General features: G+C 71.0%; 11 protein-coding genes. 4 read left to right on the plus strand and 7 right to left on the minus strand.

The features are described 5' to 3' along the window. Positions 1-45: 45 nt before the first annotated feature. The 3 genes from ACZ6ZQ_RS05830 to ACZ6ZQ_RS05840 form a co-directional block, all read right to left on the minus strand. Positions 46-879 carry a hypothetical protein gene (locus ACZ6ZQ_RS05830; RefSeq protein ID WP_469767332.1) on the minus strand — a complete coding sequence of 278 codons (834 nt, stop codon included), beginning with the start codon at positions 877-879 and terminating at the stop codon, positions 46-48. A gap of 434 nt (positions 880-1,313) precedes the next feature. Beyond that, positions 1,314-2,534: an acetyl-CoA C-acetyltransferase gene (locus ACZ6ZQ_RS05835; RefSeq protein ID WP_453660734.1), complete on the minus strand. Its 1,221-nt coding sequence runs from the start codon at positions 2,532-2,534 to the stop codon at positions 1,314-1,316. A gap of 229 nt (positions 2,535-2,763) precedes the next feature. Further along, entirely contained in the window at positions 2,764-3,771 is a 1,008-nt protein-coding gene (locus ACZ6ZQ_RS05840) for an SGNH/GDSL hydrolase family protein (RefSeq protein ID WP_469767333.1), read from the minus strand. A 142-nt stretch (positions 3,772-3,913) separates the two neighbouring features. Here ACZ6ZQ_RS05840 and ACZ6ZQ_RS05845 point away from each other — a divergent pair, with 142 nt between their 5' ends. Next, positions 3,914-5,302, plus strand: coding sequence for a cystathionine beta-synthase (locus ACZ6ZQ_RS05845; protein ID WP_469767292.1), 1,389 nt, complete (start codon positions 3,914-3,916; stop codon positions 5,300-5,302). A gap of 170 nt (positions 5,303-5,472) precedes the next feature. Here ACZ6ZQ_RS05845 and ACZ6ZQ_RS05850 read toward each other — a convergent pair whose 3' ends face one another. Then, positions 5,473-6,417: a helix-turn-helix transcriptional regulator gene (locus tag ACZ6ZQ_RS05850; RefSeq protein ID WP_469767293.1), complete on the minus strand. Its 945-nt coding sequence runs from the start codon at positions 6,415-6,417 to the stop codon at positions 5,473-5,475. Between the two features lie 312 nt (positions 6,418-6,729). On the opposite strand from ACZ6ZQ_RS05850, the gene ACZ6ZQ_RS05855 reads away from it, so the two are divergent. Then, positions 6,730-7,491 (plus strand): SDR family oxidoreductase, encoded by a 762-nt coding sequence (locus ACZ6ZQ_RS05855; protein ID WP_469767294.1) that lies wholly within the window; start codon positions 6,730-6,732, stop codon positions 7,489-7,491. A gap of 40 nt (positions 7,492-7,531) precedes the next feature. On the opposite strand, the gene ACZ6ZQ_RS05860 is transcribed toward ACZ6ZQ_RS05855, so the two are convergent. Together ACZ6ZQ_RS05860 and ACZ6ZQ_RS05865 are read right to left on the minus strand one after the other, a co-directional pair. Further along, a complete protein-coding gene (locus tag ACZ6ZQ_RS05860; protein WP_469767295.1) occupies positions 7,532-7,948 on the minus strand; it encodes a hypothetical protein in 417 nt (138 codons plus the stop codon). A 68-nt stretch (positions 7,949-8,016) separates the two neighbouring features. Beyond that, complete coding sequence (locus tag ACZ6ZQ_RS05865) at positions 8,017-8,148, minus strand: hypothetical protein (RefSeq protein ID WP_469767296.1); 132 nt, start codon at positions 8,146-8,148, stop codon at positions 8,017-8,019. Positions 8,149-8,209: 61 nt separating this feature from the next. Between ACZ6ZQ_RS05865 and ACZ6ZQ_RS05870 the strand changes: the two genes are divergently transcribed. Both ACZ6ZQ_RS05870 and ACZ6ZQ_RS05875 read left to right on the plus strand, forming a co-directional pair. Further along, positions 8,210-9,052, plus strand: coding sequence for a MurR/RpiR family transcriptional regulator (locus tag ACZ6ZQ_RS05870; RefSeq protein ID WP_469767297.1), 843 nt, complete (start codon positions 8,210-8,212; stop codon positions 9,050-9,052). A gap of 125 nt (positions 9,053-9,177) precedes the next feature. Then, positions 9,178-9,762, plus strand: coding sequence for a hypothetical protein (locus ACZ6ZQ_RS05875; RefSeq protein WP_469767298.1), 585 nt, complete (start codon positions 9,178-9,180; stop codon positions 9,760-9,762). A gap of 61 nt (positions 9,763-9,823) precedes the next feature. Here the strand turns inward: ACZ6ZQ_RS05875 and ACZ6ZQ_RS05880 are convergent, their stop codons facing one another. Beyond that, entirely contained in the window at positions 9,824-11,191 is a 1,368-nt protein-coding gene (locus ACZ6ZQ_RS05880; RefSeq protein WP_469767299.1) for an APC family permease, read from the minus strand. Between the last annotated feature and the right edge of the window lie 186 nt (positions 11,192-11,377).

Below are 11,377 nucleotides of genomic sequence, written 5' to 3' on the forward strand. Positions count from 1 at the left end.
CGTGCGAACGTGCGGGGCGCTCCAGGGGTTCCGGGGGTTCGGGGCTCAGAGGGACGCGATGACGCGGTCCGCGAGGATGTAGACGTTCTCACCGGCGCCGCAGGAGAACGTCAGCGCGTAGGCGCCGGAGACACCCGAGCCGCCCAGCAGGACCGGCGTCTCGCCGGCGCGAAGCGCCTCGGCGAGCCGCTCGGCGGTCTCCCGGTGGCCGGGGGTCATGCAGAGCGTCGTGCCGTCGGCGAAGACGTACACATCGAGCGTGCCCAGCGGGCCGGGGCGTACGTCGGTGAGCGCGGTGCCGGTGTCGGCGAGCTCCTCCAGACGCGACACGGTGCGCTCATGGTCGGTGACGACCGGTGTCTGCACCGGGACGAAGTCGGGGTGCGAGGGGTGCCGGCGGCGGGCCGCGGCCAGCTCCGGGGAGTCGTCGGCGAACTCGGCCGGCGGCTCGGCGAACTCGGCCAGGTCCGCGAGGTCGTCGAGCATCTCGGCGGCCTCCAGGTCCATCGACTCCAGACCGGCGAAGTCGGCCTGGCGCGGGATGAAGGGGCTGTCCTCGCCCAGGCCCGCCAGGCCGCCCAGCATCGTGGGGGCGTCGGCGGCGTCGCGGGCCTCCTGTGCAGCCCAGAAGGCGCGCGCCTCGGCCAGCTCGCGCTCACGCTCCTCGGCGAGGGCCTCGGCGACGGCGGCCCGTATCTCGGCGGCGGGTGCGGTGCGGGCCTGTGGGACGGAGGCGAGGGGGCCGCTGCCGTGACGGCTCGCGGCGGCCAGCTCCGAACGCAGGGCGGTGACCTGCTTGCGCAGCCCCAGAGTGGTGTGCAGGGCAGCGGCGCCCACAGCCGTGGCAGCGGCCGTGGTCAGCAGCAGGGCGAGGGACATGGCGCTCACTGACATACTCCCGGTTTCAAAGGCTTCCCCGACTTACTACATCAGCTTGTCGTGAGCCGATGCCTGGTGTCAGTGCATTACGTCACGAAATGGACAGGACTTTGGGCTGGATGTTTAACCCCAAAGCCCCTCTGACCTCGGCGAACGCATCTCCCCCAGGAGATAGGTCACATCCTGGGGGAGATTAGGTCACGGCTCGGACGCGGCGGGGTTGAGAAAGCCCTTTCGGAGGGACTGGGAGAACCTTTCGGAGGGGCGGGGGAAGCCCCGAGGACTCCTCCCTCCCCCGGTCCGCGAGGGTCAGCTCAGCCGCTCGCTCTCTTGGTCGCGTTCCGCTTCGCTTCCGCTACGGGCGGGTGCCGTCCTCACGCGGCGAAGCCGCATGTCGATCGGAGCCCTCGGGCGACCCCACCCTTCGCTTCAGCTCAGCTCAGCCGCTCGATCACCATGGCCATGCCCTGGCCGCCGCCGACGCACATCGTCTCCAGGCCGAACTGCTTGTCGTGGAACTGGAGCGAGTTGATCAGCGTGCCCGTGATGCGGGCGCCCGTCATGCCGAAGGGGTGGCCCACGGCGATCGCACCGCCGTTGACGTTCAGCTTGTCCAGCGGGATGTCCAGGTCGCGGTAGGACGGGATGACCTGGGCCGCGAACGCCTCGTTGATCTCGACCAGGTCGATGTCGCCGATGGTCAGGCCGGCGCGGGACAGCGCCTGCTTGCTCGCCTCGACCGGGCCGTAGCCCATGATCTCGGGGGAGAGGCCGGAGACGCCGGTGGAGACGATCCGGGCCAGCGGGGTCAGGCCCAGCTCCCGCGCCTTGGTGTCGGACATGATCACGAGCGCGGCGGCACCGTCGTTGAGCGGGCAGCAGTTGGCGGCGGTGACCAGACCGTCGGGGCGGAAGACCGGCTTCAGGCCCTGGACGCCCTCCAGCGTGACGCCGGCGCGCGGGCCGTCGTCCTTGCTGACGACCGTGCCGTCCGGCAGCGTCACGGGGGTGATCTCGCGCTCCCAGAAGCCGTTCTTGATGGCTTCCTCGGCAAGGTTCTGCGACCGCACGCCGAACTCGTCCATGTCCTGGCGGGTCACGCCCTTCAGGCGCGCCAGGTTCTCCGCGGTCTGGCCCATCGCGATGTACGCGTCCGGGATCAGGCCGTCCTCGCGCGGGTCGTGCCAGCTCGCGCCCTCGCTCTCGGCGACGGCGGCGGTACGGGCCTCGGCCTCGGCGAAGAGCGGGTTGTGGGTGTCGGGCAGGCCGTCGGAGGTGCCCTTCACGGAGCGGGAGACCATCTCGACACCGGCCGAGATGAAGACGTCGCCCTCACCGGCCTTGATGGCGTGCAGCGCCATCCGGGACGTCTGCAGCGACGAGGAGCAGTAGCGGGTGACCGTACAGCCGGGGAGGTGGTCCATCCCCATCTGCACGGCGACGATCCGGCCCAGGTTGTGGCCCTGCTCGCCGCCAGGGAGGCCGCAGCCGAGCATCAGGTCGTCGATGTCCTTCGGGTCCAGCTCGGGGACCTTGGCGAGCGCGGCCTCGATGATGGTCGCGGTCAGGTCGTCCGGCCGCAGGTCCTTCAGCGAGCCCTTGAAGGCCCGGCCGATGGGGGAGCGGGCGGCAGAAACGATCACGGCTTCGGGCATCACGGCTCCAGTGAGGGAAGGTGCGTAGGGGCGACTGTCTGGAAGTTACCCCTACGTATCGCGTGGGTCACCGTACGGACCGTGTGATGCGGGCCTCTTTTCTAAGCGCTCGCTTACGCAGCCTCCGGTCCGCAGTGGCGGGCGACCCACGCCCGTCCGGGGGTCCCCCACGCCACAGGGCGTGGGGGGAGAGCTTGAGGACGGACACACCCTGCCGCCCCGGCGCGGGTCAGTCCGCCTCGTGGACCTCGGCAGGCCTGGTCGCCGGTGCCGCGGGCTGCGGCTCCCCCGGCACCGGCAGCCGCCGCCGTCTGCGGTGCTTGAGCAGCGCCCACGGGGCACGGGCGCCCGTGACCTCCGTACCGGCCTCGCTCGCCGCCTCCGCCGCCGCCTTGGCGACCGGCAGCATGCCCTCGTGACGGTCGGCGTCCAGCCGGTCCGTCTCCGGCCACAGCCCCAGCGCCGCGCACAGCGTCGGCAGCACCGCCATCGCCGCCGTCGCGTACCCCTCGGCCGAGGGGTGGTAGTTGTCCGCGCCGAACATCTCGCGCGGGTTCGCCGCGAACTCGGGTCCCAGCAGATCGCCCAGCGAGACCGTACGGCCGCCCTGCTCCACCACGCCGATCGTCTGCGCCGCCGCGAGCTGCCGGGAGACGCGGCGGGCCAGCCAGCGCAGCGGCTGGTACACCGGCTCGATGGTGCCGAGATCCGGGCAGGTGCCCACCACCACCTCCGCGCCGGCCGTACGCAGCCGGCGCACCGCCGCCGACAGGTACCGCACGGACTGGGTCGGCGGCATCCGGTGCGTCACATCGTTCGCCCCGATCATGATCACGCAGACGTCGGGGGCCCGGGCCGGGTCCTGGACCGCCTGCGAGACCTGCCGCTCCAGGTCGTCGGACATCGCCCCCGGCTGTGCCACGTTCCGCAGGTCCACCGGGCGCTCGGCCACCGCGGCCAGTCCGGAGGCCAGCAGCGCCCCCGGTGTCTGGCCCGCCCGGCGGACCCCCTGACCGGCTGCTGTCGAGTCGCCCAGGAGGACCAGCCGCAGCGGATCGGACAGCCCGAAAGCCGTGCCGTACAGCCCGTCCGAGCCGGGCGGACAGGGCGCGGTGCCGCCCCCCACGGATCTTTTTGCCAGCTGCACCTCGGCCAGCAGAAGAGTCACCGCCGCGGCGCCGAGCAGGCCGATCCCCCCGCCGCCGTATGCCGCGCCTGCCGCGATGCGCCGCGCCACCCTCGCCCTCGACACAGTCCCAGCCACCTCCTCGTAGCCGTGCAGTCGTACAAGAGCTAACTGCCCCGCAAGGACCGTCGCCCAATCTCGCTCCCGTACGCATACGCTGGCGGAACCACTACGGAGATCCCGGAGACTTACGGTGCAATTCCACGACTCGATGATCAGTCTGGTTGGCAATACCCCGCTGGTGAAGCTCAACAGCGTTACCGCGGGCATTCAGGCGACGGTGCTCGCCAAGGTCGAGTACTTCAACCCCGGCGGATCGGTGAAGGACCGCATCGCCCTGCGCATGATCGAGGCCGCCGAGGAGAGCGGCGCGCTCAAGCCGGGCGGCACGATCGTCGAACCGACGAGCGGCAACACGGGCGTCGGCCTTGCCATCGTGGCCCAGCAGAAGGGCTACAAGTGCATCTTCGTCTGCCCGGACAAGGTGTCCACTGACAAGATCAATGTGCTGCGCGCCTACGGTGCCGAGGTCGTCGTCTGCCCGACGGCGGTCGACCCCGAGCACCCGGACTCGTACTACAACGTCTCGGACCGTCTGGTGCGGGAGACGCCGGGTGCCTGGAAGCCCGACCAGTACTCCAACCCCAACAACCCGCGCTCGCATTACGAGACCACCGGTCCCGAACTGTGGGAACAGACTGAGGGGAAAATCACCCATTTCGTCGCGGGCATCGGCACCGGCGGCACCATCTCCGGCACCGGCAACTATCTGAAGGAGATCAGCGGCGGCAGGGTGCGGATCGTGGGCGCCGACCCCGAGGGGTCCGTCTACTCCGGCGGTTCCGGCCGGCCGTACCTGGTCGAGGGCGTCGGTGAGGACTTCTGGCCCACCGCCTACGACCCGAACGTCACGGACGAGATCGTCGCCGTGTCCGACAAGGACTCCTTCCAGATGACGCGCCGCCTCGCCAAGGAGGAGGGCCTGCTGGTCGGCGGCTCCTGCGGCATGGCCGTCGTCGCGGCACTGCGCGTCGCCGAGGGGCTCGGCCCGGACGACGTCGTGGTCGTGCTGCTCCCGGACAGCGGGCGCGGCTACCTCTCGAAGATCTTCAACGACGAGTGGATGAACGACTACGGCTTCCTGAGCCAGGCCGGCGACGAGCCGCGGGTCGCCGACGTCCTGGAGCACAAGGAGGGCGCGCTGCCCTCGCTGGTGCACATGCACCCCGACGAGACGGTCGGCCAGGCCATCGACGTCCTGCGGGAGTACGGCGTCTCGCAGATGCCGATCGTCAAGCCGGGCGCCGGGCACCCGGACGTCATGGCCGCCGAGGTCATCGGCTCGGTCGTGGAGCGGGAGCTGCTGGACGCGCTGTTCACGCAGCGGGCGTCGCTGAACGACCCGCTGGAGAAGCACATGAGCGCGCCGCTGCCGCAGGTCGGCTCCGGTGAGCCGGTGGGCGACCTGATGTCCGTGCTCGGTGCGGCCGACGCGGCGATCGTGCTGGTCGAGGGCAAGCCCACCGGCGTGGTGAGCCGTCAGGACCTGCTGTCGTTCCTGGCCAGGACCGGGGCCAAGTAGCCGCACGGCGGAAGAAGTGGTGCGCGGGGACCGCCGCACCCCCGGGAGACCCGGGGGGCGGGACGACGGCGGTCCCCGCGAGGGACGCGGTCCGGGTCAGGGCCGACTCCGCGTCCGGGCGTCCATGGAGGTCCGGGAGCCGCTCCGGAGGTCCTTGACGCCGACACCCCTTACTGTGCCGGACGCGTGTTAAGCGGGTGCTGCGCCAACGTGTCGCGCTGGTACCGCTTTTGCGAAGCCGAGGCCGAAGCCGAAGCAGAAACCGAGGCAGAAACCGAGCCGAGGAGCGCGATCCGCTCCGCTGTGGGCGAGCCGGGCTCCGGGGTGTAGACGACGAGCATCTGGTCCGGGTCGCCGGGGAGCGTGAGCGTCTCGTACGGGAGTGTCAGCTCGCCCACCTCCGGGTGGGTCATCCGCTTGATCCCGTGCGTCTTCTCCTTGACCTGGTGGTCCGCCCACAGCCGCCGGAAGTCCTCGCTCTTCAGGGACAGTTCGCCGACCAGCTCGCTTAGCCGCCGGTCCTCGGGATGGCGGCCCGCGACCAGACGTAGCCACGCGACGGTCTCGGCGGCGACGGCGTCCCATTCCGGGTAGAGATCACCCGTCAGCTCGTCGAGGAAGACCTGCCGGGCGACGTTGCGGGCGGCGGGCTCCATACGGGAGTACCCGCCGAGCGCGTCCCCCAGCGCGTTCCAGGCCAGGACGTCCAGGCGTCGGCCGAAGATGAAGGCCGGCGCGGAGCCGATGCTGTCGAGCAGCAGCCGCACCCCTGGGCGCACCGTCTGCGACGGCCGCGACGTACTGCTCCTTCTCCTCGGCTTCGGGTGGGCCATGTCCCGCAGGTGCGCCTGCTCGGTCTCGTCGAGGCGCAGTACGCGCCCGATCGAGTCCAGCACGGCGTCGGAGACTCCACCGGACTTCGTCCGGGAGGTGCCTCCCGCCCCGCGGCCCTGCTCCAGGCGGATGTAGTAGTCGACACTGACGCCCGCGAGCTGCGCGACCTCCTCGCGTCGCAGTCCTGGCACGCGGCGCCGCCCGTGCGAGGTCAGCCCCACCTCCTCGGGCTGGATGCGGGCGCGTCGTGAGCGCAGGAAGTCTCCCAGGTCACCGTCCATGGAACGAGGCTAGACGAGTAAGTCCTATCTCCCACCTGCTCCGCGACGCCCGGCACGCACATCTGCTGCGTTGTCGGGATCGTCCAAGTACGCCCAGTACGAGGACGACCCTCCGCCTTGCATCTGCACGCACCAGACGCCGCGAAGCCCGCCCTCCGGGCGGACGGCGGGAGATAGGACTTACTCGTCTAGGCCGGGAGAGGGGTGCGGAGCCTGGTACTGGCAGACCCAGGAAAAGCTCAGCCCTGGGTAGGCGCGGGTGCGGCGCGGACAGTGGTGCGTATCCACCACCGACCCCGTACGGGAGAAGCCATGAGCTACGAGAACCTCGCATCACGCACCGCCGTCGTCACCGGCGCCGCCAGCGGTATGGGCGCCGCCACCGCCCGGCTGCTCGCCGCGCACGGCGCCCGGGTGGCGCTGCTGGCCCGCCGGAGCGAGCGGCTGCGGGAGCTGGCCGACAAGATCACCGCCGACGGGGGACAAGCCCTCGCCGTCACCGCCGATGTCACGGACGACGCGTCCGTCGCCGCCGCGGTCGAGCGGATCCACGAGGAGTACGGGCCGGTCGACCTGGTCGTCAACGCCGCCGGGGTGATGTTGCCCAACGCGATCGACGAAGGCCGCATCGACGAGTGGAAGCGGACGCTCGAGACCAATGTGACGGGCGTCCTGCGGATGATCCGGGCGTTCAACGGCGATCTGGTCGCCGCGGCCGCCGACGGCAAGCCGGCCGACCTGGTCAACATCTCCTCGATCGCCGCGCACGTCACGTTCCCGAACTACGCCGTGTACGGGACGTCGAAGGCGGCGCTCACCTATCTCTCGGAGTCCCTGCGCACCGAGCTGGGCCCGCGCGACGTACGCGTCACGAACATCGAGCCGGGTTTCGTCGAGTCGGAGCTGCGCGACCACATCACCGACCCCGAGCTGAACGGCCAGCTGGACGCGCTCTTCGCATCGGTCGAGATCGTCACGTCGGAGGAGGTCGCCGACCTCATCGCGTACACCGTCAGCCGCGCGCGCCACATCAACCTGCGGCAGGTGATCGTGCTGCCGACGCGGCAGGCCTGAGGCCCTGTGGCGGCACCCTCGACGCGGCGCGGGACGCCCCTCAGTCCTCCCAGCCGGAATTCGTCCGGCGGCCGGACCAGGGCCTGCCGCGGAAGGCGTACACCGCGTTGACGCCGACGATGCCGGCCCAGGTGACGACCAGGCCTTCGATGCCGGCGTTCACCGCGCCGATCGCCGACAGCGGAACCGCGAGGACCATCGTGACGATCCCGAGGCCGAAGCGCTCGCCGAAGCCGAGTCCGGTGCCGGGCTGCCCGGGGCGCGAGCCCCGGGCCCCGGTCGTCCGCCGCTCGGCCAGCCGGCGCCGGACGCCGCGGTCGATGGTGGCGTCCATGCGCTGCTCGACCTTCTCGAGGAACGACTCGATGAGCGCCGACTCGTACTCGCTGCCCAGCTCGCGGCGGGCGTGAAAGGTGGCGTCGAGCTCCTTCGCGAGCTCGTGGTCACGTGCGTCCATGCCCCCCACAGTAGGGAGCGCGGACCGGCCCGTCAGTGGGGCTGACCCCCCTGTCGTCAGGCCTGTTCTCAGGCCTCCTCGGTGAGGCCGCTCGCCGCGGCCCAGGCGTTCGCGACGTCCTCCGGGTCCTCGGGGAAGCGCTTGTCCACGGCGCCGACCCTGATCGTCGGGCGTCCCTTGCCCGGCCTGCATATAGTCATGCAGAGTTCTTGGTGGCTGAATACGCAGCCGGACGTTCGGTGAGACGACCTGGGGGACGGCATGAACGACAACAGCAGCCCTGCCGCAAGACTGCAGCAGCTCTTCGAGGGGCACCGGCTCACGCCCACACAGCGCCGTATCGCCCACAGCATGGTGCGCCAGGCGGGCGATGTGCCCTTCCTGTCCAGCGTCGAGCTGGCCGAGCTCGCCGGGGTCAGCCAGCCCTCCGTCACCCGCTTCGCCGTCGCGCTCGGCTTCGACGGCTACCCGGCGCTGCGCCGCCATCTGCGGGAGGTGGCGCCCGCCGAACCGGCCGCGGACAAGGACGCGTTCAACGAGTACCAGCAGGCGGTGCACGCCGAGATCGAGAATCTGCGGCACCTCGCCGAGATGCTGGCCGACCCGGCGCCCGTCGAGCGGGCCGGGCGGCTGCTCGCCGCCTCCCGCCCCCTGCCGGTCCTCGGCCTGCGCGCCGCCTCCTCGCAGGCCCGCGGCTTCGCGTACTTCGCGGCCAAGGTCCACCCGGACGTACGCCTCCTCGACGAGGGCGGCACGATGCTCGCCGACCGCATCGACGCCGCCCGCCGCGCGGGCGCGAGCGCGCTGCTGTGCTTCGCCCTGCCGCGCCATCCGAAGGAGGTCGTCGAGACGCTCGCGTACGCCCGCTCGGCCGGACTGTCCGTCGTCACGGTCGCCGACTCGGCCTTCGCGCCGGTCGCCGCCCACAGCGATCTGCTGATCCCGGCGGCGGTCGGCACGGGCCTGGCCTTCGACACGGCGTGCGCGCCGATGCTGCTGGGCAGGGTGCTGCTGGAGGCGATGTGCGACGACCTCCCGGACGCGCAGGCGCGGCTGGAGGAGTTCGACGTGCGGGCGGCGGACCGGGGCCTGTTCATGGACTGAACGTGCCGGTTTCCGGGGTCTGTTCATGGACTGCACGTGCTGGTCCCGGGTCCTTCTCACTCGTTCCTCAGAAACCCGGGCTACTCTCCGCGCCCGAAGGTCATACGTGCGAAGGGAGCAGGGGCGTGGGTCGCGGAGGCCACACACTGGCGCGAGTTGCGGTGATCGTACGGGCCGGAGCGGCCCCGATGATGTGGCTCGGCGCCCTCGCCGCTGGCATCGGGCTGGTGCCCGAAGGGCTGACCGGGCGCAGGGTCGGACTGTACGGCGGCGCCGCGCTGTTCCTGATCGCGGCGGCCGTCGTGGCATCGGCCCGCAGGAGCAACTACCGGGCGCTGGAGGCTGCGGCCACCCGGGCCGCCCGGGGCGACTTCCTCCAGGACCGGGCCGTGACGGCACGCAACTGGCGGCGCGCCCACCGCTGGTGGCTACTGCTGGCGTTCGCCGTCGCTCTTGGAAGCGCGTTCGCCGTCCCGGCGGCGGGAGGGCTGCTGCTGGCGGGAGCCGGTGCCGGACTGTGGCTCAAGGCGCGAGCGCTGGGCCGGCAGGAGCGCGCCGCGGAGACTCTCCTGTGGGTGCGCACCGACTGGGTGACGAAGGGCAGGCCCGCCGGCGCCCAGGTGAACGGCTACCGCACCACCGGCCCCGCCGCCGGAGACGCGGCCCCGGGCGGGGCACGGCGCCTCGCCGCGCGGCCTGCGGTCCGATAAGGTCCGCCCCGGCCTATTCGGCCCCCGCCCTGTTCACCGCCCCGATCAGCCCCGGCCGTCCTCAGCCTCGGGTCGCTTCTTCCTCGTGGCGTACCTTCATCCACACCTTGTTGACGGCCCAGAGAAGGATCCCGATCGCCAGCAGCACTCCGGCCCGGATGTAGACGTCCGCCGCGCGGTCCGACAACGGGCTGGCCAGAACGACCGACGTGAGCGCCCCGAGCACCGGCAGGGCCGTCGGCGTACGGAAGTGCTCGTGCTCGACGGGGTCCTTGCGCAGCACCAGCACCGCCACATTGACCACCGCGAAGACACAGAGCAGCAGGAAGGCCGTGGTGTCGCCGAGGCCTTCGATCTCGCCCGTGGACACCAGGCCGATGGCGATCAGGGTGACGAAGACGATCCCGGTGACGGGCGTACGGCGGTTGCGGAGCACCCGGCCCATGCCGCGCGGCAGGACCTTCTCGTTGGCCAGGCCGTAGCAGAGCCGCGAGGCCATCATGATGTTGATCAGCGCGGAGTTGGTGACCGCGAACAGGGCGATCAGGGCGAAGAGCTTCGGCGGGAAGGCGACGCCGCCCGCCTTGACCACCTCCAGAAGCGGTCCGCTGGACTTCTCCAGCGTCGTGTAGTGGACCAGCAGCGAGGACACCAGCGCGACCAGCACGTAGATCGTGCCCGTGACTGCGACACCGGTGAAGATCGCACGCGGGAAGGTGCGGACCGGGTCCTTCGTCTCCTCCGCCATGTTGACCGAGTCCTCGAAGCCGACGAAGGCGAAGAAGCCGAGCGCGGTGGCGCCCAGCACGCTCGTCATCAGCGCGAATCCCGTGCCCTGCGCCTCGAAGTCGCCCAGCCGGGAAGGCTCCCCGCCGCCGGTGAGCACCGCCCAGGCCCCGATCGCGAGGACCACGAGCAGGCCGGTCAGCTCGACGAGGGTCAGCACCACATTCGTCTTCACGGACTCCGACACACCACGCAGAGCGAGTGAGGCGAGGGCGAGGATGAACAGGATCGCGACAGCGGTCGGCGGGATGGCGTCCGTGAACTCCTGGAAGTAGTCCCCGCTGAACGCGCGGGCCGCGGCGCTCGCGGAGGACAGCCCGGAGCACATCACCATGAAGGCGATGATGAACGTGAGGAAGGGGAGCTTGAACGCCTTCTGGGTGTAGAGCGCGGCGCCGGCCGCCTTCGGGTACTTGCCGACCAGTTCGACGTACGACGCCGCCGTCATGACCGCCACCAGGAAGCCGATCGCGAACGGCAGCCACAGCGCGCCGCCGACCTTGCCCGCGACCTTGCCCGTCGTGGCGTAGATGCCGGTGCCGAGGATGTCGCCGATCACGAACAGGATCAGCAGCTTCGGGCCGATGGCCCGTTTGAGTGACGGCTGTTGGCCCGGCGCTTCGGTGGTCGCGGACGTGGCCATGTGACACCTCTCCCGTTTGCCGGTGAAATGGTTTCTGCCCGTCAGGTCGCCCGTGATGCCTGCCGTCCGGGCAGTTGGGCCGTACGAGGGGCTAGGGCGTGTTGCGAAAGTCCCGCCTGGCCCACGACGCCTGGCACGCCCGCTCGCTGCGTTGTCGGACTCATCCGAGTACGTCCAGTACGAGGA

This window comes from Streptomyces sp. NPDC053673, from assembly GCF_055585225.1.

What these genes read in the sequence shown, in the direction of transcription:
- ACZ6ZQ_RS05830 (WP_469767332.1), bottom strand. Translation starts at nt 879, where the DNA reads ATGTCCCTCGCCCTGCTGCTGACCACGGCCGCTGCCACGGCTGTGGGC.
- ACZ6ZQ_RS05835 (WP_453660734.1), bottom strand. Translation starts at nt 2,534, where the DNA reads ATGCCCGAAGCCGTGATCGTTTCTGCCGCCCGCTCCCCCATCGGCCGG.
- ACZ6ZQ_RS05850 (WP_469767293.1), bottom strand. Translation starts at nt 6,417, where the DNA reads ATGGACGGTGACCTGGGAGACTTCCTGCGCTCACGACGCGCCCGCATC.
- ACZ6ZQ_RS05855 (WP_469767294.1), top strand. Translation starts at nt 6,730, where the DNA reads ATGAGCTACGAGAACCTCGCATCACGCACCGCCGTCGTCACCGGCGCC.
- ACZ6ZQ_RS05860 (WP_469767295.1), bottom strand. Translation starts at nt 7,948, where the DNA reads ATGGACGCACGTGACCACGAGCTCGCGAAGGAGCTCGACGCCACCTTT.
- ACZ6ZQ_RS05865 (WP_469767296.1), bottom strand. Translation starts at nt 8,148, where the DNA reads ATGACTATATGCAGGCCGGGCAAGGGACGCCCGACGATCAGGGTCGGC.
- ACZ6ZQ_RS05870 (WP_469767297.1), top strand. Translation starts at nt 8,210, where the DNA reads ATGAACGACAACAGCAGCCCTGCCGCAAGACTGCAGCAGCTCTTCGAG.
- ACZ6ZQ_RS05880 (WP_469767299.1), bottom strand. Translation starts at nt 11,191, where the DNA reads ATGGCCACGTCCGCGACCACCGAAGCGCCGGGCCAACAGCCGTCACTC.